This is a genomic window from Stenotrophomonas sp. KH_052, assembly GCF_057838755.1.
Genome location: NZ_CM174475.1, coordinates 3,439,847 through 3,459,996, shown reverse-complemented (window position 1 = coordinate 3,459,996; position 20,150 = coordinate 3,439,847). Strand labels below are relative to the sequence as shown.

At 67.1% G+C, this 20,150-nt stretch carries 18 protein-coding genes and 1 pseudogene; 10 read left to right on the top strand and 9 right to left on the bottom strand.

The window, feature by feature from the left end; translation table 11 throughout:
* Positions 1-19 precede the first annotated feature (19 nt).
* Entirely contained in the window at positions 20-1,465 is a 1,446-nt protein-coding gene (gene tldD, locus AC3ITW_RS15985; protein ID WP_006382111.1) for a metalloprotease TldD, read from the top strand.
* A 41-nt stretch (positions 1,466-1,506) separates the two neighbouring features.
* Here tldD and yjgA read toward each other — a convergent pair whose 3' ends face one another.
* Complete coding sequence (gene yjgA / locus AC3ITW_RS15980) at positions 1,507-2,097, bottom strand: ribosome biogenesis factor YjgA (RefSeq protein ID WP_012511756.1); 591 nt, start codon at positions 2,095-2,097, stop codon at positions 1,507-1,509.
* A gap of 68 nt (positions 2,098-2,165) precedes the next feature.
* On the opposite strand from yjgA, the gene pmbA reads away from it, so the two are divergent.
* Both pmbA and AC3ITW_RS15970 read left to right on the top strand, forming a co-directional pair.
* Entirely contained in the window at positions 2,166-3,533 is a 1,368-nt protein-coding gene (gene pmbA / locus AC3ITW_RS15975; RefSeq protein WP_485618116.1) for a metalloprotease PmbA, read from the top strand.
* 87 nt (positions 3,534-3,620) lie between these two features.
* On the top strand, positions 3,621-3,992 hold the full coding sequence (locus AC3ITW_RS15970) for a DUF4870 domain-containing protein (RefSeq protein WP_012511754.1): 372 nt from the start codon (positions 3,621-3,623) through the stop codon (positions 3,990-3,992).
* Positions 3,993-4,102: 110 nt separating this feature from the next.
* Here AC3ITW_RS15970 and AC3ITW_RS15965 read toward each other — a convergent pair whose 3' ends face one another.
* The 5 genes from AC3ITW_RS15965 to AC3ITW_RS15945 all read right to left on the bottom strand — a co-directional run bounded on the left by AC3ITW_RS15965 (position 4,103) and on the right by AC3ITW_RS15945 (position 9,416).
* Positions 4,103-4,981, bottom strand: coding sequence for a polyprenyl synthetase family protein (locus tag AC3ITW_RS15965; protein WP_489389715.1), 879 nt, complete (start codon positions 4,979-4,981; stop codon positions 4,103-4,105).
* Entirely contained in the window at positions 4,971-5,231 is a 261-nt protein-coding gene (locus AC3ITW_RS15960) for an exodeoxyribonuclease VII small subunit (protein ID WP_010482975.1), read from the bottom strand. The genes AC3ITW_RS15965 and AC3ITW_RS15960 overlap by 11 nt, the downstream gene beginning before the upstream one ends.
* A 36-nt stretch (positions 5,232-5,267) precedes the next feature.
* Positions 5,268-6,554, bottom strand: a complete 1,287-nt coding sequence (gene tilS / locus AC3ITW_RS15955; RefSeq protein ID WP_489389714.1) for a tRNA lysidine(34) synthetase TilS — start codon at positions 6,552-6,554, stop codon at positions 5,268-5,270.
* 613 nt (positions 6,555-7,167) lie between these two features.
* Positions 7,168-7,710, bottom strand: a complete 543-nt coding sequence (locus tag AC3ITW_RS15950) for a WG repeat-containing protein (RefSeq protein ID WP_428993424.1) — start codon at positions 7,708-7,710, stop codon at positions 7,168-7,170.
* Entirely contained in the window at positions 7,710-9,416 is a 1,707-nt protein-coding gene (locus AC3ITW_RS15945; protein WP_100469124.1) for an alkaline phosphatase, read from the bottom strand. Before AC3ITW_RS15945 ends, AC3ITW_RS15950 begins: the two co-directional genes overlap by 1 nt.
* A 154-nt stretch (positions 9,417-9,570) precedes the next feature.
* On the opposite strand from AC3ITW_RS15945, the gene AC3ITW_RS15940 reads away from it, so the two are divergent.
* Positions 9,571-10,905: a dicarboxylate/amino acid:cation symporter gene (locus AC3ITW_RS15940; RefSeq protein WP_006381938.1), complete on the top strand. Its 1,335-nt coding sequence runs from the start codon at positions 9,571-9,573 to the stop codon at positions 10,903-10,905.
* Positions 10,906-11,164: 259 nt separating this feature from the next.
* Here AC3ITW_RS15940 and AC3ITW_RS15935 read toward each other — a convergent pair whose 3' ends face one another.
* Together AC3ITW_RS15935 and AC3ITW_RS15930 are read right to left on the bottom strand one after the other, a co-directional pair.
* Positions 11,165-11,938 carry a C40 family peptidase gene (locus AC3ITW_RS15935; RefSeq protein ID WP_041864571.1) on the bottom strand — a complete coding sequence of 258 codons (774 nt, stop codon included), beginning with the start codon at positions 11,936-11,938 and terminating at the stop codon, positions 11,165-11,167.
* A gap of 130 nt (positions 11,939-12,068) precedes the next feature.
* On the bottom strand, positions 12,069-12,608 hold the full coding sequence (locus tag AC3ITW_RS15930; protein WP_012511748.1) for a C40 family peptidase: 540 nt from the start codon (positions 12,606-12,608) through the stop codon (positions 12,069-12,071).
* 111 nt (positions 12,609-12,719) lie between these two features.
* Between AC3ITW_RS15930 and AC3ITW_RS15925 the strand changes: the two genes are divergently transcribed.
* The 6 genes from AC3ITW_RS15925 to AC3ITW_RS15900 all read left to right on the top strand — a co-directional run bounded on the left by AC3ITW_RS15925 (position 12,720) and on the right by AC3ITW_RS15900 (position 18,293).
* Positions 12,720-13,202 (top strand): FKBP-type peptidyl-prolyl cis-trans isomerase, encoded by a 483-nt coding sequence (locus AC3ITW_RS15925; protein WP_012511747.1) that lies wholly within the window; start codon positions 12,720-12,722, stop codon positions 13,200-13,202.
* Between the two features lie 99 nt (positions 13,203-13,301).
* A complete protein-coding gene (locus AC3ITW_RS15920; protein ID WP_012511746.1) occupies positions 13,302-14,546 on the top strand; it encodes a DUF418 domain-containing protein in 1,245 nt (414 codons plus the stop codon).
* A gap of 215 nt (positions 14,547-14,761) precedes the next feature.
* Positions 14,762-16,120, top strand: coding sequence for a glutathione-disulfide reductase (gene gorA, locus AC3ITW_RS15915; protein ID WP_012511745.1), 1,359 nt, complete (start codon positions 14,762-14,764; stop codon positions 16,118-16,120).
* Positions 16,121-16,269: 149 nt separating this feature from the next.
* Positions 16,270-17,190, top strand: a complete 921-nt coding sequence (locus AC3ITW_RS15910) for a DMT family transporter (RefSeq protein ID WP_489389713.1) — start codon at positions 16,270-16,272, stop codon at positions 17,188-17,190.
* On the top strand, positions 17,097-17,525 hold the full coding sequence (locus tag AC3ITW_RS15905) for an MGMT family protein (RefSeq protein ID WP_428993423.1): 429 nt from the start codon (positions 17,097-17,099) through the stop codon (positions 17,523-17,525). The genes AC3ITW_RS15910 and AC3ITW_RS15905 overlap by 94 nt, the downstream gene beginning before the upstream one ends.
* Before the next feature lie 93 nt (positions 17,526-17,618).
* Positions 17,619-18,293, top strand: a complete 675-nt coding sequence (locus AC3ITW_RS15900) for a rhomboid family intramembrane serine protease (protein ID WP_005410509.1) — start codon at positions 17,619-17,621, stop codon at positions 18,291-18,293.
* Positions 18,294-18,522: 229 nt separating this feature from the next.
* Here AC3ITW_RS15900 and AC3ITW_RS15895 read toward each other — a convergent pair.
* Positions 18,523-20,105 (bottom strand): annotated as a pseudogene (locus AC3ITW_RS15895) (phytoene desaturase family protein).
* Positions 20,106-20,150: the final 45 nt, after the last annotated feature.

Below are 20,150 nucleotides of genomic sequence, written 5' to 3'. Positions count from 1 at the left end.
GCATCCCCAGATCGAGACCATGACTGATACCGCCCTGACGCTTGCCCAAGACCGCCTGTTGCGCCCCGGTGGCCTGGATACCGCTGGCCTGGAGCGCACCTTCGGCCAGTTGCTCGGCCCCGGTGTCGACTTCGGCGACCTCTACTTCCAGCACGCCCGCCGCGAGAGCTGGAGCGTGGAGGACGGCATCGTCAAGGACGGTGCCCATTCCATCGAGCAGGGCGTGGGCGTGCGTGCGATTGCCGGGGAGAAGACCGGCTTCGCCTACTCCGATGACATCCATGCCGACGCGCTGCTGGCGGCGGCGCAGTCGGCGCGTGCTATCTCGCGTGAAGGCGGTGCCCAGTCCGGGCGTTCGCTGCTGCGCGGCAACGCGCGCGCGCTGTACCCGGCGCTGGACCCGATCGACGGCATCGGCAATGAAGCCAAGGTCGAGGTACTCAAGCGCCTGGACGGCTACCTGCGTGCCGCCGACCCGCGCGTGAAGCAGGTGATGGTCAGCCTGTCCGGCGGTGTCGATACGGTGCTGATCGCCCGCAGCGACGGTGTGCTGGGCGCAGACGTGCGCCCGCTGGTGCGCCTGAACGTGCAGGTGATCGTCGAGCAGAACGGCCGCCGTGAATCGGGCTATGCCGGTGGCGGTGGCCGCTATGGTTATGAAGAACTGTTCGCCGAGGGACGTCCGGAAGCGTTCGCCCGCGAGGCACTGCGCCAGGCGCTGGTGAACCTGGACGCGGTGCCGGCGCCGGCCGGTGTGATGCCGGTGGTGCTCGGCCCAGGTTGGCCCGGCGTGCTGCTGCACGAAGCGGTCGGCCACGGTCTGGAAGGTGACTTCAACCGCAAGGGCACCAGCGTCTACGCCGGTCGCATCGGCGAGCGCGTGGCCGCCCCGGGCGTGACCATCGTCGACGACGGCACGCTGGATGGCCGCCGTGGCTCGTTGAACATCGACGATGAAGGCCACCCGACCCAGTGCACCACGCTGATCGAGGACGGCATCCTGGTCGGCTACATGCAGGACAGCCTCAACGCACGGCTGATGGGCATGGCGCCGACCGGCAACGGTCGCCGCGAATCGTTCGCGCACCTGACCATGCCGCGCATGACCAATACCTACATGCGTGCCGGCCAGCACGATCCGCAGGAGATGATCCGTTCGGTGAAGAAGGGCCTGTACGCGGTGAACTTCGGCGGCGGCCAGGTCGATATCACCAGCGGCAAGTACGTGTTCTCGGCCACCGAGGCCTACCTGATCGAGGATGGCCGGATCACCGCGCCGGTGAAGGGCGCGACCCTGATCGGCAACGGCCCGGAAACCATGCAGAAGGTGCGCATGGTCGGCAACGACCTGGCCCTCGACGAGGGTGTGGGCATCTGTGGCAAGGACGGCCAGAGCGTGCCGGTGGGCGTCGGCCAGCCGTCGTTGCTGATCGAAGGCATCACCGTCGGCGGTACCCAGGCCTGAGCCGGGCGATGGCCAGCGCCACCGCCAGGCCCGGCGGGGACTCAGTCCTCGTCGCTGGCGTCGGCCGTGTCGTCGGCCTCGACCTCGTCGTCGCTGGCCTTCAGGCCCAGCGCGGCCGGCAGCATCAGCGTACGCAGCACCTGGAAGATCTCGCGGTAGGCGCGCGGCGGCTTGTTCTTGGCCTTTTCGGCCTGGGCGTTGCGTACCAGCGTGCGCAGCTGCTGGCGGTCGGCCTGCGGGTAGTCATCGAGCAGGGCGGCCAGCGCCTTGTCGCCCTCGGCAAGCAGGCGTTCGCGCCAGTCTTCGGCACGGTGCATCATCGCCACTTCGCGGCGGCCGGTCTCACTGTTGGCATCCAGCGCATCGCGGATCGCATCCAGGGTGGCATCTTCTTCGCGGCGCATGTGTTTGGCCAGGAACGCCAGCTGGCGCTTGTGGGCGATGTGGGCGGTGATCCGCTTGCACTCGGCGATGTGCGGCAGCAGGTCTTCCGGAACCGGCAGGCGCGCCAGCTGGGCCGGGGTCAGCGACACCAGCTTCTCGCCCAGGGCCAGAACGTCGAGCGCGTCGCGCCGGTTCTGGCTGCGGCTCTTGTCATGGAATTCACCGGTTTCTTCGTCGCGTCCGCGCATCGTCCATACCTGATTTCAAAAAAAGTCGCCCGGCGTGATGCCGGGCCCAACCTGTACAGGATAAAGCATTGAACGTGATCGCCCCTGAAGTCGCCGTCGGTGACGACAGCCCGGCCCGGCTGGAACGGCTGGCCGACCTCTCCCAGCAGCTGCTCGACCGTGCCCGCGCGCTCGGCGCCAGCCAGGCCGAGGTCAGTTGCAGCGAGGACCGTGGCCTGGAGGTCAATGTGCGCCTCGGTGACGTGGAGACCGTGCAGTCCACGCGTGACCGCGGTATCGCCGTGACCGTCTATTTCGGCCAGCGTAAGGGCAGTGCCAGCACCGGCGACCTGAACGAGGCCAGCCTGGCGGCCACCGTCGAGCAGGCCTGCGCGATTGCCCGGCATACCGAGGACGACCCGGCCGCCGGGCTGGCCGAGGCTGTGCTGATGGCCACCGACTTCCCGGATCTGGATGCCTGGCATCCGTGGGCGCTGCAGGCCGATGAGGCCGTGGACCTGGCCCTGGCCTGTGAAACCGCCGGCCGCGATGCTGACGCGCAGATCCGCAATTCCGACGGCGCCTCGGTGTCGAGCATGCAGAGCCTGTCGGTGTATGCCAATTCGCATGGGTTCATCGGCCGTGAGCGCGGCACCCACCATTCGATCGGATGTGCGCTGATCGCTGGCCAGGGTGATGGCATGCAGCGCGACGGCTGGTACACCGGTGCGCTGGCCCGTGAAGATCTGGAGGATGTGGGCCTGGTCGGACGCCGTGCCGCCGAACGCACCGTCGCCCGCCTGCAGCCACGGTCGCTTTCCACCGGCAGCATGCCGGTGCTGTTCGCCCCGGAAGTGGCGCGCAGCCTGGTCGGCCATCTGCTCTCTGCCGTGTCCGGCGGTGCGCTGTACCGCCAGGCCAGCTTCCTGCTGGACAGCGTCGGCCAGCAGCTGTTCCCGGACTGGATGCAGATCGAGGAACTGCCGCACCTGCGCCGTGGCCTGCGCTCGGCCGCCTTCGACGGTGATGGTGTGGCTACCCGTGCCTCGGCTCTGGTCCGCGACGGCGTGCTGCAGCGTTATGTGCTGGGCAGCTACTCGGCGCGCAAGCTGGGCCTGCAGACCACCGCCAATGCCGGCGGCGTGCACAACCTGCAGCTGGCCGCCAACGCCGGTTCCCTGCAGGAGATTGCCCGGCAGATGGGCGACGGCCTGCTGGTGACCGAGCTGATGGGGCAGGGGGTGAACGGGGTGACCGGCGACTACTCGCGGGGGGCTGGCGGCTTCCGTGTCGAGAACGGCGAGATCCAGTTCCCGGTGGACGGCATCACCATTGCTGGCAACCTGCGCGAGATGTTCCGTTCGATCGAAGCGGTCGGCAGCGACGTCGACCCGCGCTCGCACATCCGCACCGGCTCGATCCTGTTGGGGCGGATGACCATCGCCGGTAATGATTGATGGCGTCGATGGCGTAAGCTATGCCCGCCTGACGCAACCAGCTTGGTGCTGGTGGGTCAAGACCACCCAATGAAAAGGAGTTTTGTCGTGAGCGAATTCGATAACGTCCCGCCGCCGCCGGTCACCACCGATGTGCCGGCCGACCAGCGCACCATGGCCCTGGCTGCCCACCTGCTGGGCATCTTCACCGGCTTCATCGGCGCGTTGATCATCTGGCTGATCAACAAGGACGATGCTGCCAAGTCGTTCGTCACCGACCAGGCCAAGGAAGCCCTGAACTTCCAGATCACCGTGACCATCGCCATGGTCATCAGCATCATCCTGATGATCGTGATCATCGGCGGCATCCTGGCCCCGATCGTCGGCATCATCAACCTGGTGTTCTGCATCATTGCAGCGGTCAAGGCCAACAACGGTGAAGCGTACCGCTACCCGTTCACCCTGCGCCTGATCAAGTAAGACCGGCTTCATGCTGAAACGAAAACGCCCGGCACTGCCGGGCGTTTTTGCTTGGCGGTAGCGCCGGGCCATGCCCGGCGAGCGCGCAGCGGCAGCATCACCGCCAGCGATCAGTGATCGCGCTCCACCGCCAGCGTCGCCAGCGCACGCAGCGCGTCGGCCTCATCGCCGTATCCGGCCAGAGTGGACTGCATGCGGGCCGCGAGTTCGCGCAGCTGCGCCTTCGCACTGTCCATGCCGAGCAGGGCGGGGAAGGTACTCTTGTCCTGCGCCTGGTCCTTGCCGGCGGTCTTGCCCAGCTGCTCGGAACTGGCTTCAACATCAAGGATGTCGTCACGCACCTGGAAAGCCAGGCCGAGCGCATCGGCGAAGCTGTCGAGCTGGGCGAGCTGTGGTTCGTGGGCCTGGCCGCACAGCGCGCCCATGCGCACCGCTGCACGGATCAGCGCGCCGGTCTTCAGTGCGTGCATGCGGGTCAGTGCCGCCAACGTCTGCTGCTGGCCGGTGGCATCGATATCCAGCGCCTGGCCGCCGCACATGCCGGAGGCACCGGAGGCATGCGCCAGAGTCTGCAGGCAGGCCACGCGCAGCGTTGCCGGCAGCGGTGCATCGGCCAGCAGACCAAAGGCACGAGTCTGCAGCGCATCGCCGGCGAGGATCGCGGTGGCTTCGTCGAAGGCGATGTGGGTGGTCGGCTTGCCGCGGCGCAGGGCGTCGTCGTCCATGGCCGGCAGGTCGTCATGCACCAACGAATAGGCGTGGATCAGTTCGACCGCCATCGCCGCCGCGTCCAGGCTTTCCGGCTGCGCGCCGAACAGCTGGCCGCTGGCATACACCAGCAGCGGGCGCATGCGCTTGCCGCCGCCGAGTACCGAATAGCGCATGGCCTGGTGCAGGCGCTGTGGCGCCTCGGCCGGCGAGGGCAGGGCGGCGTCGAGCTGGCTTTCGATACGGTCGCGCCAGCGCGCGAACAATGCCTCAGCCGTCATGGCTGGGCGGGTCGAAAGGTTCGGCGGCTTCCGGCTGGGCGGGGTCGCTGAGCAGGCGCACGCGCAGTTCAGCCTGCTCCAGCGCCTGCTGGCACTGGCGGTACAGGCCCACGCCGCGTTCGTAAGCACTGAGCGAAGCTTCCAGGCTCAGCTCGCCGGTTTCCATCTGCTCCACCAGCTGCTCCAGCGATTCGAGCGACTGCTCGAACTGGGCGACTGGGGAGGCGTTTTCGGGGGACTTCTTGGCCATGCGGCAAGTGTGGACGGGCCGCGCGCGGGGGTCAATTCACCAACCGCCCGGCCGCCACTGCAGCTGCGCGTCGTGGGCCTGCAACCAGGCCTGCAGCGATGCGCCGATGACCACGTCGGCGGCGGCCAGCAACTGCGGGCCATCGAAGATCAACGGCAGCTGCGCGCGTCGCCACGGCGCAAGATGTTCGCGTTGCAGGCAGTCCTTCAGCGCATGCGAATGCTGGCGACCCGGAAGCTGGATGCGCTCGCCGCCCACGCGTGCACGGACCTGCAGCGGGCGTTCGAAGGCAGCGATGCCCTGCAGGCGCAGCTGGCCACCGTCGGGCAGGGGCAGCGGTGCTCGCCCGTCCCATTCGGCCTGCCAGTCGTTCGGCAGCACGGGAAGCTGCGCGGGCAGCAGGTAGGCATGGTCGCGCCATTGCTGGATCGCGTGATCGCGCCAGCGCACGCGTGCCTGGCGATCGTTATCGGCCGGCAGCAGTTCGTCCAGTGCCTGCTGCAGCACCGTGGCCGGAAGCGGCGCGGCACCGTGGCCTACCACCCAGGCACGCAGCACGCGCGCGGCGCGGCCCGGCGAGACCTGGCGCAGCAGCTGCAGCGACAGCACGCGCGGTGCCACTTCCAGATGCGTGATCAGTTCGGCGTCTTCTTCATCCAGCAGGTCCCGCGTCTGCCTGTAATGCAACGCGCTGCCCGCCAATGCAGCGGCCGCATGTGGCCAGCGCTGGCGCAGCAGCGGCAGCACCTGCAGGCGCAGGAAATTGCGATCGGCGTGGTCATCGCCATTGCTGGGGTCCTCGATCCAGCGCAGTGCGTGCTGGCGGGCATGGTCGAGCAGGGTGCTGCGGGGCACCTGCAGCAGTGGTCGCCACAGACGGTGACCGTCGAGCAGGCTATCGGCTGACATCGCCGCAAGGCCGTCGATGCCGGAGCCACGCAAGGCGCGCAGCAGGAACGTTTCGGCCTGATCGTCCTGGTGCTGCGCCAGCGCCAGCGTTTCGCCCTCGCGCAGTTCGGCCGCGAACGCCGCCCGTCGTGCCTGCCGTGCCGCACCTTCGGGTCCCAGGCCTGTATCGCTTTCGACCTGTACGCGGTGCACGGCCAGTTCGATGCCCAGTGCTATGCACTGTTGTTGGCAGTGCAGTACCCACTCGTCAGCTGCAGCTTGCAGGCCATGGTGGATGTGCACCGCGCGCAGCGGGGTACCGGAGGCCTGTGCGCAGCGCCACAGCCAGTGCAGCAGCACGGTCGAGTCGACACCGCCGCTGTAGCCCACCAGCACGGGCGCATCCAGCGGAACAAGGGCAGGGAATTCACTCACGGCGGCAAGTATAGGGTTGGTCGGCAGGGCTGCGCCCTGCACCCGCAGACGCGCAAGCGACGGCAACGGCCGAAGCAACAGTAGAAGCGGGTTTCCTGAGGGTAGGCGGGGTGGGTCCGGTTGCGGGGGACGCTGCAAGTACGTCCATGTAAGCTCGGTCGCCGCTTGCTTGTGTGCGCAGTCCTGCGCACACGGCAAGACCGGGGTTGGGCGTCCTGCCCAACCCGCCCGAGGCATGCCTCGGGCCCATGCGGCTCACGCCCCCGCAACCGGACCCACCCCGCCTTCGACAGTGTCCTGCGATCTGTTGGGCATGCTGATGGGGTCAGATCCGTTTTCCGCAGGAAAACGGATCTGACCCCGGATTCAATTCGATATCTGACAGATCTGATCCACGCATGGCGTGGATCTACCGGCCGCCGGAAAACTGTCGAAGGCGGGGCACTGTGGGTTTGCGGGGTGTGAGCCGCATGGATGCGGCGATCAAGGCTACATGGACGTACTTGCGCCGTCCCCGCAAACCCACAGTGCCCCGCCATCCCACGGAATGCACGCTGTTGCTTCGGCTGTTGCCGTTGCGTCTGCAGGTGCAGGGCGCAGCCCTGCCGAAAACCTACTTCACTCGACGACCCTTGCGGTCGATGCGGAACCAGTCGCCGCCTTCCATCGGCGTGTGGCCATCGCCATCCGGCGTGCCACGACGGCAGCCATTGCAGACTTCAGCCACGCCATCCTGGAATGGCCACGCAAAATCGAAAGTGCCTGGTACCGTCTGCTGGAACTTCAGATCGAAGTAGGCCACGCGATTGCCAACGCGCCCGCGCAACAGGCCTTCCTGCGGTGTCTCCGGGCCGTTGTCCCAGGTGATCACCGGCAGGCTGCGACCCTTGCGGTTGACGTAGTGGAAGCCTTCGCCTGCGTACACCACGGCCAGGCCATGATCGTCGTACGGCAGTTGCGCCAGGATGTCCCGGCTGATCTGCGGCCGGCCGTTGGCGACCTCGCAGCCCGGCAGCATCCAGAGACCATGCTCTTCGGTCATGACCTTGCAGGCCGGTTCCTGCGCCAGCGCGCTGCCGCTGGCCAGCACGCCGAGCAGGACCAGCGACCGCGCGAGGCGGCCGCTGGAGGGGGCAGGGCGTGCCGGCCACATCATCACTTGGCCTCGGCCTTGCGCTCGAAGACGGTCGGCGCCGGCAACTGCACCGGCACGCCCTTGTCATCGCAGGTGCCGGCCTGGCACAGGCGCTCGCGCAGGGCCGGGGTGGCCTGCACGATCATGTGGTAGATCGCGTTCTGTTCCAGCGTGCCGCGGATCGCCTTGCTGCCGGGGCCGCGGGCCCAGATGCCGACGTCCTCGCCACCGTGCGATTCGGACTTCATCGGTACCAGCGCTTCCTGCATGTAATCGGGGTGCTCGGTATCGACCTCGCGCAGGTTCGGGCGGCCATTGGCCGGCTCGAACGTGCTGGGATTGTGCGGATAGCGTTTGGTGCCAGCCGGCTGCTGGTTGCTGCTGCCGGTGTGGCCCGGGCCGTTGGCGTAGCTCAGCGTGGTGTAGGGCTGGCCGGTGCCGTCCAGCGCGTAGTCCAGCTTGCCGGCGCCGTCTTCGCCGCCCTTGTCCTTCACCTTGCCCAGGATCGGGTTGCCGCGCGCCGGGTAGCCGACGAAGCTCAGGGTGTGCGAGTGGTCGGCGGTGACAATGATCAGGGTGTCATCGGCCGAAGTCAGTTCGTTGGCCACGCGCACGGCGTCGGACAGCGCCACGGTCTCGGTCAGCGCCCGGTAGGCGTTGCCGCTGTGGTTGGCGTGGTCGATGCGCGCGCCTTCGATCATCAGCACGTAGCCTTCCTGGTGCTTGGCCAGGTTCTTGATGGCTGCCGCCGTCAGTTCGGCCAGGCTCGGCTCACCGCCCGGATCCTGCGGGCGCTCGTACTCGTAGCGCATGTGGTCCGGCTCGAACAGGCCAAGGATGGCCGGCGCGTTGGCGGCGGCGGCCAGCTGCTTGCTGTTCCACACGTAGGCACCCTGCGGGTGCGCCTGCTGCCATTCCTGCACAAGGCTGCGGCCATCCAGGCGCTGGCCGACCTTGTCGTCGTATTCCGGATCGCGCTCTTCCACGGTGGTGAACTCACCACGGCCACCGCCAAGGGCGACCAGCGGGCCACGGCCATAGCGCGAGGTCGACAGCAGCTGCTGGGCGATGTCCTTGCAGCCGGCCGCCTTGGCCGCTTCGGTCAGGTCGGTGTCGTTTTCCCAGTTGCGCTCGGGCGAGTGCGCGTAGGTGGCGGCCGGAGTGGCATGGGTCAGGCGCGCGGTGGACACCACGCCGGTGGCCAGGCCGGCGCTGTCGGCCAGCTGCAGCCAGGTCAGCAGTCCCTTGGACAGGCTGTCGGCGCAGTCGGTGCGGGTGCCGGCGCTGACGCCGATCGCGCCCATGTGGGTCTTCACGCCGGTGGTGATGGCGGTCATGGTGCCGGCCGAATCCGGGGTCTGCGAATCGGTGTTGTAGGTCTTGCTGAAGGCCGTGGCCGGGAAGCGCTCCCAGGACAGCAGGTTCTCCTCGCCCGAGCCGCCCTTCTGCTGGCCTTCGTAGATGCGCGAGGCGGCTACGGTGGTCAGGCTCATGCCGTCGCCGAGGAACAGGATGACGTTTTTGGCCTTGCCGGACATCGCGCCGTTGGCTGCCGCCTGGGCGGCGCCGCTGCGGTACCACCACTGCGGGGTCTCGCCGGCCGGATGGGCGACAGGATCGACGGCGACCTTCAGGCCGGCCGGGGCGGACGCGGGGGTGGTGCTGGCGCAGGCGCCCAGCAGCAGGGTGGTGGCGCAGGCGGCCAACAGGGAGACGGAACGGCGCATGGACGCTGGGATCTCACAAACTGTAACGGGACGTTCATTATGCCCGCCCTCGCAAGGCACGCCGATGACACACTGATTTGCCCGCCCGGCGGTCGTTCTGCGGGCCGCCTTGGGCTATCGTGCCAGCATCCCTTCCTTCCCCTCTGGATTGCCTATGAAGCTGGTCTCTGCCTGGCTGCGGATTCCATTCTGGCAGCGCGTGGTCGGTGGCTTCGTGCTTGGCGCGCTGGCCGGCTGGGCGCTCGGCCCGGCTGCTGAAACCTGGTTCGGCCCGCTGGGCGAGCTGTACGTCACCCTGATCAAGATGATCGCGGTGCCGCTGGTGTTCTTCGCGGTCATCAACGCGATCTCGTCGCTGCACGGCCAGAAGTCGGTCGCCGCACTCAGTGGCCGCACCTTCCTGTGGTTCGTGATCACCGCCGCGCTGGCGGTCTGCGTCGGCCTGGGCGTGGGTACCGTGCTGCAGCCCGGCGCCGGTGGCCTGCAGCTGTCGATGGCCAGCAACTACGTGCCGCGCGAAGTGCCCAGCGTGGTGCAGGTACTGCTGGACGTGGTGCCGGCCAATGTCTTCTATGCGCTGTCCGGCATCGGCACCAAGGTCAATGCGGCCGGTGAGACCGTGCTGGCTGCCGGTCGCGGCTCGATCCTGCCGGTGATCTTCTTCGCCGGCCTGGTCGGCTTTGCCATCGTCAAGCTGGGCGAGAAGGTGACCGAGGCGCGCAAGCTGGTCGGGCAGATGAGCGACATCATGATCCAGGTGACCCGCTTCGTGCTGGAAGTCACCCCGATCGGTACCTTCGGCCTGATCGCCGGCCTGGTCGGCAGCTATGGCTTCGAGAAGCTGCTGCCACTGGGTCATTTCGTGCTGGCGCTGTACGTGGCCTGCGCGCTGCACATCGTGGTGGTCTACAGTGCACTGCTGCTGGCGCACGGCCTGAACCCGCTGAAGTTCTTCCGTGGGGCGGCGCCGGGCATGCAGGTGGCCTTCGTCAGTTCGTCCAGCTTCGCTGCGATGCCAGTGGCGCTGCGTTCGATCACCCACAACCTGGGCGTGAACAAGGACTACGGTTCGTTCGCGGTACCGCTGGGAGCCAGCATCAAGATGGATGGCTGCGGCGCGATCTACCCAGCGCTGTGCGCGGTGTTCATCGCGCAGTACAGCGGTGTGCCGCTGACCCCGGAACAGTACGTGGTGGTGCTGATCGCCTCGGTGCTGGGCAGCTTCGGCACCGCCGGTGTACCCGGCACGGCAGTGATCATGGCCACGGTGGTGCTGAGCGCAGCCAACCTGCCGCTGGAGACCATCGGCTACCTGTATGCCATCGACCGCATCCTCGACATGATGCGCACGATGACCAATGTGACGGGCCAGATGCTGGTGCCGGTGATCGTGGCCAAGGAAACCGGGCTGCTCGACCAGGCGGTGTATGACAACCCGTCCAGCAATGTGGGTGTGGACGATCCTGATCCAACACCGCCACGCGCCTGAGGTTGCGTTGAGATGAAAGGCCCGCCCTGACCGGCGGGCCTTTCGTTTGGGGGGGATGGCGGACGCGTTGCCGACCAAGGCGGCCCCCGGTAGATCCACGCCAAGCGTGGATGAAGGCAGTGCCGACCAAGGTCGGCACCCATCTGACAGAGGGTCGACCGGCATCTGCCTACCCGTCATTGCGGGCCCAACAAAAAAGCCGCTGCAGGGCAGCGGCTTCTTGTCTCTCAGGCGGCGCCGTGGCGCCAGCGAGGTCAGATCAGAGATCGACCCGGCGGGCCTGCATGAACTTGTTGCCCCAGTAGCCACTGAGCAGGGTATCCACGCGCACATCCTTGCCGGAGCTCGGGGCGTGCAGGAAGCGGCCATCACCGACGTAGATGCCGACGTGGTCGACGCGGCCCTTGCGGCCGAAGAACACCAGGTCACCAGCGGCCAGCGCGGTGCGGTCGTTGATCAGTTCGGCGTTGTCATCGTGGGCCATCTCGCGCGATACGCGCGGCAGCTCGATGCCCAGGGCCGAGCGGAACACGTAGCCGACCAGACCGCTGCAGTCGAAACCGCTGTCCGGGTTGCTGCCACCCCAACGGTACGGGGTGCCCAGCAGGGTCATCGCGCGGCGCAGCAGCGACTGCACCTTGCCGTTGTCGGCGGCGGTGCCGACAACGCTGCCATTGGCGGCGCTGCTGGTGTCGTAGTTGGCGAGCAGGCGGCTGAGGTCGCCGGCCACCACGGCCGAACGGTCCATCAGCGGAATGGTGTCATTGGCGGCCAGGTGCGGCAGCAGGGCGGCCAGCGTGGCACTGGCGGCGGCATCGACGCGGCTGCGCTGAGGAGCGGCAGCCTCGGCCTTGGCGGCCGGGCGGGCGGTGCTCTCGGCCGCGGGGGCCGGGGTCACATCGGAGCGGGAGGGAACAGTCTGCGACCAGGCCGGAAGGCTGGTCAGACACAGCGCCAGGCCCATCAGCAGAGGGCGGGCACTACGCGAAAATGCGGCGGTCTGGCCTTGGCACGTCTGGTCTTCAGTCGTCACGCGTCGGTCACAGGAAAAAACGATGGGGCATCATGCCCTGCGAACGCCTCTAAAAGTTAAAAATTCCGTTATAAAATCGTTATTTTGACGGTGATGGACGTCACAGTTTTGAACATATCGCCTGTTCAGTTTAGCGAAGAACACGTTTCGCGCCGGTGTAGTGGTCTTTCCAGTAGGGCCCGCTGAGCGAATCGAGACGAACCGTACCGCCGGTGCTCGGTGCGTGCACGAAGCGTCCTTCACCTACATAAATGCCGACATGGGTGACGCTGCCGCGGCTGCCGAAGAACACCAGGTCACCCGTGGCCAGGCGCTGCGGATCGATCTTCGGGCCCTGTACCGCGGCCAGGTCGCGCGAGGTCCGCGGCAGCTTCAGGTCCAGCATCTCGCGATAGACGTAGGCGACCAGTCCGCTGCAGTCGAAGCCCGAATCAGGCGTGTTGCCGCCATAGCGGTAAGGCGTGCCGACCAGGCTGATGGCGCGCATCAGCACCGAGTTGGCGGCCTCGGGATTGTCCGGCACCGTCTTCGGCCAGTTCGCCGAGGGCGGTGGTGGGGCCGGGCGCGTGGCCTTGCCGCCGCCACAAGCGGTCATCAACAGGGGCAGGGCCAGCAGCAGGGCCGGGGCGAGGAGCCGGCGCGGGCCGGACGAAACTGGCGTGATCTGCATGATCTCCGGATAATGCGCCACCTTGGATTGGCCGTCATGATGGCGGCGTCCCCGCCGGGCGACAACCCGCCCCAACCCGCCTGCCTCCGGCAGATCCATACAGAGTTGCGCATGAAGATCGAAAAAGACCGCGTTGTCCGCTTCCACTACACCGTTTCCGAAGCCGGCCAGGAGCCGATCGAATCGTCCAAGGACCGCGGCGAGCCGCTGGCGATCCTGATCGGCCACGGCAACATCATCCCGGGCCTGGAAAACGCCATGATGGACAAGGAAGCCGGCGCAACCTTCAATGTCGACGTCAAGGCGGCCGACGCCTACGGCGAGCGCCGTGACGGCCTGTCCCAGCGCGTGCCGAAGAAGCACTTCGGCAACACCAAGCTGGTCCCGGGCCAGCAGGTTGTGCTGCAGACCAACTTCGGCCCGCGTGCGGTGACCGTGCAGAAGGTCGGCATGAGCGTGGTCGACGTTGACCTGAACCACCCGATGGCCGGCAAGGACCTGCATTTCGACGTCGAGATCGTCGACGTGCGCGAAGCCGGCAAGGAAGAGCTCGACCACGGCCACGTCCACGGCGACGGTGGTCACCAGCACTGATCGCAGCGCGATCGTGATGGCTGCAACGGCCCGCTACGGCGGGCCGTTGCGTTTGTGGAACACGGCGCGGCCATCCATGGCGCGCAGGCCGGCGGCATAATGGCGGACCTGCCCGACGGATCCCCCGTGAACGCCGCTTCTCCTTCCCTGCAGCCGGTGGCTTCCGGCGAACGCATCGCGGTGCTGGACATGCTGCGCGGTGCCGCGCTGCTGGGCATCCTGCTGATGAACATCGAGGCCTTCAGCGGCCCGCTGGACCTGGCTTTCACCGGCATCGACACGCATTGGCAGGGCATCGACTACTGGGCCGATGCCTTCGTCTACGTGTTCGTGCAGGGCAAGTTCTTCACTCTGTTCTCGCTGCTGTTCGGCGCCGGCTTCGCGGTGATGTCACGGCGCGCTGAAGTGGCCGGGCGTGGGTTCACTCCGTTCTACCTGCGCCGCAGCGCCGGACTGCTGTTGATCGGCCTGTGCCATGCGCTGCTGGTCTGGTCCGGCGACATCCTGGTGATGTACGCATTGGTGTCGCTGCCGTTGCTGGCCTGCCGCGAGGCGCCGCGCAGCTGGCTGCCATGGATGGGCGTGATGCTCTATCTGGGCGGTGTGGCGATGATGCTGCTGGTCGGCGCGATGGTATCGATGGCCTCGGCCGAGGATGTGCAGAAAATGCTGGCTGAGGCGCAGCAGAGCATCAATCTGCAGCGGCAGGTGTACGGGCACGGCAGCTGGATGCAGGCCAACGTGCAGCGGTTGAGCGAGTTCGGCACGTCGATGGGTGCGCTGCTGATCACCGGCCCCGAAGTGCTGGGCATGTTCCTGATCGGCAGCTGGTTCGCCGGCAGCGGTGCGCTGGCGGCGCCGGAGCGCTTCCCGCGGCTGTACGCGGTGCTGCGCTGGATTGCGCTGCCGCTGGGCCTGCTGGTCACGGTACTGGGCGTTGCCTGGAAGCCGTACCTGGTGCCGGGTGCCTACGACCTGCCGGTGACAGCCGCGATGGCACTGGTGACGGTCGGCGGTCTGCTGATGTGCCTGGGCTACCTGGCGTGGATCGTGCGCTGGCGCACGCAGCTGGGTTGGCTGGCACCGGTCGGGCGCATGGCGCTGACCCATTACCTGGCGCAGTCGCTGGTCTGCACGCTCCTGTTCTATCACTACGGCCTGGGATGGTTCGAGGTGATGCCTCGCAGCGTGCAGCTGCTGTCGGCATTGCTGCTGTTCGCCAGCCAGGTGGTGATCAGCCATCTCTGGTTACGTCGGTTCCGTTTTGGTCCGATGGAATGGCTGTGGCGAGCGATGACCTACCGGCAATGGCCGGCGATGCGACGCGATGCCGGGCAGGGCTGATCGATGCCTGCCACACACGCCGTTGACCGTGATCGCCGCCGCCATCTGCGCAGCTGCCGCAGGTCATCGGTGGCGTCAGTTCACGTCTGGCCTGCAGTGGGCCGTGCCATGCTCGATATCAGCATGAGTGCCGGCACCGGCCGGCTGATCGCCGATCCTGTCTGCGACCGTCCACCCGCGATCGATCCTGCCCCCTACCGACCCGAGCGATTCCGATGAGCACTGCACCCTATGATTACGACCTGATCGTCCTTGGCGGCGGCTCCGCCGGCCTGGCTGGCGCGATCCGCGCCGCACAGCACGGCAAGCGTGTGGCGATGCTGGAGCCGGGCGAACTGGGCGGGACCTGCGTCAATGTCGGCTGCGTGCCGAAGAAGGCGATGTGGCTGGCAGCCGACCTGCACGAGCGCATCGGCCTGGCCAGTGCGATGGGCTTCGATGTAAAAGCGCGCCCGGCGCTTTCCTGGAAGGAACTGGTGATCCATCGCCAGGCCTACATCAGCAACATTCACACCAGCTACCACAAACGCCTGGATGAGACCGGCGTGGTGCGTATTCCGGCGCGTGGCCATCTGCTGGATGCGCACACCGTGGCCTGCAGCGACGGTGTGCGCTACAGCGCCGAGCACATCCTGATCGCCACCGGTGCGCACCCGTTGCGGCCCGACATTCCGGGTGCCGAACTGGGCCTGGTCTCCGACGATTTCTTCGATCTGCGCGCGGCACCTGCCGAGGTCGCGATCATCGGGGGTGGTTACATCGCGGTGGAACTGGCCGGCCTGCTGCAGGCGCTGGGCAGCCGCGTGAGCCTGCTGGTGCGCGGCAAGCGATTGCTGGAGCGCTTCGACTACGAGCTGACCGATCAGTTGGCCGAGAACCTGAAACAGCAGGGCGTGCGCATCCATTTCAACTACCGCCTGCGCGAACTGCAGCGCGATGGCGAACGGGTGCGTGCGTTCGGCCATGACGGTCCGCTCGACAACGTGTTCGATGCGGTGTTCTTTGCCACCGGGCGTCGCGGCAACAGCCGTGATCTGGGCCTGGAAGCGCTCGGCATCGGCATTGGCGAACACCAGCAGGTGCAGGTGGACGAATGGCAGACCACCAGCGTGCCGAGCGTGCACGCGGTGGGTGACATCGCCGGCAAGGTTGGCCTGACCCCGGTGGCGGTGGCCGCATCGCGGCGGCTGATGGACCGCCTGTTCGGTGGCCGCCCGCAGTCGAAGATGGATTACGAGAACGTGGCCAGCGTGGTGTTCTCGCACCCGCCGCTGGGCGCGGTGGGCATGAGCGAAGAAGACGCACGCGCAGGCTTCGACCAGGTGAGCGTTTACCACAGCCGTTTCCGCCCGATGCTGCAGGCGCTGGCCAATGGCACCCAGCGCAGCCTGTTCAAGATGGTCTGCGCCGGCCCGGAAGAACGCGTGGTCGGCATCCATCTGCTGGGCGAGGCCGCGGATGAGATCCTGCAGGGCTTCGCGGTGGCGGTGAAGATGGGCGCGACCAAGGCCCAGTTCGACGACACCGTGGCGATCCACCCGACCTCGGCCGAGGAAGTGGTGCTGATGCGCTGACCTGCGATTGTAGAGTCGAGCCATGCTCGACTGCCGTGCGAAAGCAGTCGAGCATGGCTCGACTCTACAGAAGGCGGTAGCCGCCTCCATGCGACAATGGCCGCCCCCACGCTTTCCCCAGCCGCTCCGCGCGGCCCGCCGTCGTCCTGATGTCCAACCCTGCTTCCCGTATCGCCACCGCTTCCCCGCGCATCGCGCTGGGTGGCATTGGTCTGGCCGCGATCGGCGCCATTGCCGCATCCGGCAAAGCGATCATCGTCAAGCTTGGCCTGCGCCACGGCGTTGACGCCACCACCTTGCTTGCCCTGCGCATGCTGATGGCACTGCCGCTGTTCGCATTGATGGCGGTGTGGGCCGCGCGCCGTGCCGCACCGCTGTCCTGGCGCGACCGTGCACGCGTGCTGTGGCTGGGCTTCACCGGCTACTACCTGTCCAGCCTGCTCGACTTCCAGGGGCTGCAGTACATCAGCGTGACCCTGGAACGATTGATCCTGTACTTGAACCCGACGCTGGTGCTGCTGATCAACGTGCTGCTGGCACGGCAGCGGCCGGGCCGCTGGCAGGTCGCCGCGCTGCTGCTGAGCTACCTTGGCGTGCTGATCGCCTTCGGCCACGACCTGCAGCGTGAGGGCGGGCAGATCATCCTCGGCAGCCTGCTGGTGCTGGGCAGTGCGCTCAGCTACGCGCTGTACCTGTTCGGCAGCGGCCAGGTGGTCGCGCGCATCGGCGCGGTGCGTTTGACTGCCTATGCCAGTTGCGTGGCCAGCGTGCTGGTGCTGCTGCACTTCGCCATCACCCATCCGCTGCCGCTGCTGTGGCAGGCACCGGCCCCGGTGCAGTGGCTGTCGCTGGTCAACGCCACCGTGTGTACCGTACTGCCGGTGCTGGCGATCATGCTGGCGGTGCAGCGCGTGGGTTCGTCGCTGGCCGCGCAGGTCGGTATGCTGGGCCCTGTTTCCACCATCGTGATGAGCCTATGGCTGCTCGACGAACCGATGGGGCCGGCACAGATCGCCGGCACCGTGCTGGTACTGATCGGCGTACTGCTGGTGACCCGCCTGCGGCACTGACGCCGGAGCAGGCGCGTGCGCGCATCCTGGCGGTGATCCGTGCGATTCCGCCTGGCAAGGTGATGGGCTACGGCCAGGTGGCGATGCGTGCCGGCCTGCCCGGGCGCGCGCGGTTGACCGCACGCATCCTCGGCCAGAACGACGATCCAGACCTGCCCTGGCACCGCGTGCTGCGCTCGGACGGGCGCATTGCCATGGAAGAGGGTTCGGCCGGCTGGCGCGAGCAGTCGCAGCGGCTGCGTGCCGAGGGCGTGGTGGTCGAGAATGGCCGGGTGCGGATACCCGCGACCGATCCGGCGGCAGCGCTGGATGCGGCCGTGTGGGGCCCGGGCTGAGCACCGCTGGCGACTGAACAGGCTACGCCTGCCGGTCGCCAACAAGACACGGTGCTGCGGCTATGATGGAGGCCGTTCCATGCCGGTGCTCCCATGTTCCCGCGACTGCCTACCGTTACCAAGGCCCTGCTGATCGCCAACGCGATCCTGTTCCTGCTGCAGCAGCCGTTCCTGCTCGGCATGCAGACCTTCGAACCGTTCATGCTGCAACCGTTGCAGCAGGGCTTCGATGCGTTCTCGCCGGGCGGCAACTTCCAGCCGTGGCAGCTGCTGACCTATGGCTTCCTGCATGGCAGTTTCGGCCACCTGTTCTTCAACATGCTGGCGGTTTTCATGTTTGGCGCGCCACTGGAACAGACCTGGGGCGAGAAGCGCTTCCTGCTCTATTACCTGGTGTGCGTGGCCGGTGCCGGCGTCTGCCAGCTGCTGGTGGGTACGCTGCTGGAAAACCCGGCCACGGTGCTGGGTGCCTCCGGTGGCGTGTTCGGCCTGCTGCTGGCCTACGGCATGCTGTTCCCGAACCAGCGGGTGATGCTGCTGTTCCCCCCGATTCCGATGAAGGCACGCACCTTCGTGATCCTCTTCGGCGTGGGCGAACTGGTGCTGGGCATGACCGGCTGGCAGCCGGGCGTGGCCCACTTCGCGCACCTCGGCGGCATGCTGTTCGGCTGGTTGCTGATCCGCTACTGGCGCGGGCAGCCGCCGTTCAACAAGCGTCGCCCGCCTGGCCCACCGAAGCGCCCGAACCATCTGCGCAGCGTGAAGTGAGGCGCGATGCGCCTCGCTTCACGCGGGTAGGTGCCAACCTTGGTTGGCACGCTTTGAACGGGATCATTTGACGCGGTAGGTGCCGACCGTTGGTCGGCACGCATTGCCCGGTAGGTGCCAACCTTGGTTGGCAATCGCTTCTGCTGCCTCGTGCCAACCAAGGTTGGCACCTACCAACAGCAGATTCATGCAGGCGACGGGGTACTCGCGCCTCCACGATGGCGCGGCTCTACAGGTCCTGCAATACCACCTGCGCGGCATTGTGCCCCGGTGCGCCGGTAACACCCCCACCGGGATGGGTTCCCGAGCCGCACAGGTACAGTCCCGGCAGAGCACCGCGATAACCGGCCTGGCCGACCATCGGCCGTGCCGAGAACAACTGGTTGGCACTGAGCGCGCCGTGGAAAATGTCGCCGCCGATCAGGCCGAAGGTGCGTTCCAGATCCAGCGGTGACAGTACCTGTCGACCGAGCACGCTGTCAGCGAAGCCGGGCGCATACCGTTCGACGGTGGCGATCATCAGGTGGCCACAGTCTCGCGGTGATCATCCCAGTGACGCCCGTCGGGCAACACCGGCGCCACGTGCTGGCAGAACAGGCTGGCCACATGATGGCTGGGCGGCGCCAGCGAATCGTCCAGCGTGCTCGGAATCAACATCTCCACGATCGGCTCGCGCGACCAGCCCTCGCGGCGCGCGTCCAGCCATGCGCGGTCCATGTAATCCAGACTCGGTGCCATGATGATGCCCGCACTGAGATGCTCGCCCGGGCCGGGCAGGGCACGGAAGTCCGGCAACCGTGACAGCGCCACGTTCATCCGGAAGGTGCCCGAACCGCAGCGCCAGTTCACCATCCGCTCGCGCGTAGCCGCGGGTAACTGCGCCGGCTCCAGAAGCTGCTCGTACAGCAGCTTCGGATTGACGTTGGCGATCACCACGCGTGCACGCAGGATTTCGCCGTTGCTCAGTTCCACGCCCACCGCGCGGCCTTGTTCGACCAGCACGCGCCGCACACCTGCATCCACGCGAAGCTGCGCACCGGCCTCGCGTGCCGAGGCCGCAATCGCCTGGCTGATCGCGCCCATGCCGCCGATCGCGTGGCCCCACGCACCCTTCACGCCATTGCACTGGCCGAATACGTGGTGCAGCAGCACGTAGGCGCTGCCGGGCGTGTATGGACTGGCGTAGTTGCCGACGATGCCATCGAAACCGAACAACGCCTTGATCGGCTCGCTCTCGAACCAGCGATCCAGGTACTCCGCGGCCGAGAGCGTGAACAGGTCCAGCAGTTCCTGCCGCAGCGAGGCATCCAGCGTTGCCAGTTCACGACCGAGGCGGCCCATCTGCCACAGGGCGGGCAGGGCACGCCAACCGCCCGTCACACCCAGGTCCGGTGGCGCACGCAGGGCCCATGCGCGCAGTACGTCGGCGAAGACCTCCAGGCGCGCATCGTACGCTGGCAAGCGCTGCGCATCCCGTTCGGAGAACTTCGCTACTTCGGCCTGGGTGCGGCCTGGTGCCGACAGCAGGTAGCGGTCATCAGGCAACGGCAGGAAGTTGTTAGCGGGACGCGCGACGATGCGCAGCCCATGTGCATGCAGCTGCAGGTCATCGATCACCTGCGGCTGCAGCAGCGAGACCGTGTATGACGCCACCGAATTGCGGAAGCCGGGATGGAATTCCTCGGTGACTGCCGCGCCGCCGAGTACGCCACGACGTTCCAGCACCAGCACCTTCTTTCCGCCGCGCGCCAGATAGGCCGCGCAGACCAGGCCGTTGTGGCCACCACCAACGACGATCGCATCCCAGGTCATCAGCACCTCGGAAAAAGGGGACGGAGGGGATTAAGTCGCAATCTG

What these genes read in the sequence shown, in the direction of transcription:
- tldD (WP_006382111.1), top strand. Translation starts at nt 20, where the DNA reads ATGACTGATACCGCCCTGACGCTTGCCCAAGACCGCCTGTTGCGCCCC.
- yjgA (WP_012511756.1), bottom strand. Translation starts at nt 2,097, where the DNA reads ATGCGCGGACGCGACGAAGAAACCGGTGAATTCCATGACAAGAGCCGC.
- AC3ITW_RS15965 (WP_489389715.1), bottom strand. Translation starts at nt 4,981, where the DNA reads ATGACGGCTGAGGCATTGTTCGCGCGCTGGCGCGACCGTATCGAAAGC.
- AC3ITW_RS15960 (WP_010482975.1), bottom strand. Translation starts at nt 5,231, where the DNA reads ATGGCCAAGAAGTCCCCCGAAAACGCCTCCCCAGTCGCCCAGTTCGAG.
- AC3ITW_RS15950 (WP_428993424.1), bottom strand. Translation starts at nt 7,710, where the DNA reads ATGATGTGGCCGGCACGCCCTGCCCCCTCCAGCGGCCGCCTCGCGCGG.
- AC3ITW_RS15945 (WP_100469124.1), bottom strand. Translation starts at nt 9,416, where the DNA reads ATGCGCCGTTCCGTCTCCCTGTTGGCCGCCTGCGCCACCACCCTGCTG.
- AC3ITW_RS15940 (WP_006381938.1), top strand. Translation starts at nt 9,571, where the DNA reads ATGAAGCTGGTCTCTGCCTGGCTGCGGATTCCATTCTGGCAGCGCGTG.
- AC3ITW_RS15930 (WP_012511748.1), bottom strand. Translation starts at nt 12,608, where the DNA reads ATGCAGATCACGCCAGTTTCGTCCGGCCCGCGCCGGCTCCTCGCCCCG.
- AC3ITW_RS15925 (WP_012511747.1), top strand. Translation starts at nt 12,720, where the DNA reads ATGAAGATCGAAAAAGACCGCGTTGTCCGCTTCCACTACACCGTTTCC.
- AC3ITW_RS15920 (WP_012511746.1), top strand. Translation starts at nt 13,302, where the DNA reads ATGGCGGACCTGCCCGACGGATCCCCCGTGAACGCCGCTTCTCCTTCC.
- gorA (WP_012511745.1), top strand. Translation starts at nt 14,762, where the DNA reads ATGAGCACTGCACCCTATGATTACGACCTGATCGTCCTTGGCGGCGGC.
- AC3ITW_RS15910 (WP_489389713.1), top strand. Translation starts at nt 16,270, where the DNA reads ATGTCCAACCCTGCTTCCCGTATCGCCACCGCTTCCCCGCGCATCGCG.
- AC3ITW_RS15905 (WP_428993423.1), top strand. Translation starts at nt 17,097, where the DNA reads ATGGCTGCTCGACGAACCGATGGGGCCGGCACAGATCGCCGGCACCGT.
- AC3ITW_RS15900 (WP_005410509.1), top strand. Translation starts at nt 17,619, where the DNA reads ATGTTCCCGCGACTGCCTACCGTTACCAAGGCCCTGCTGATCGCCAAC.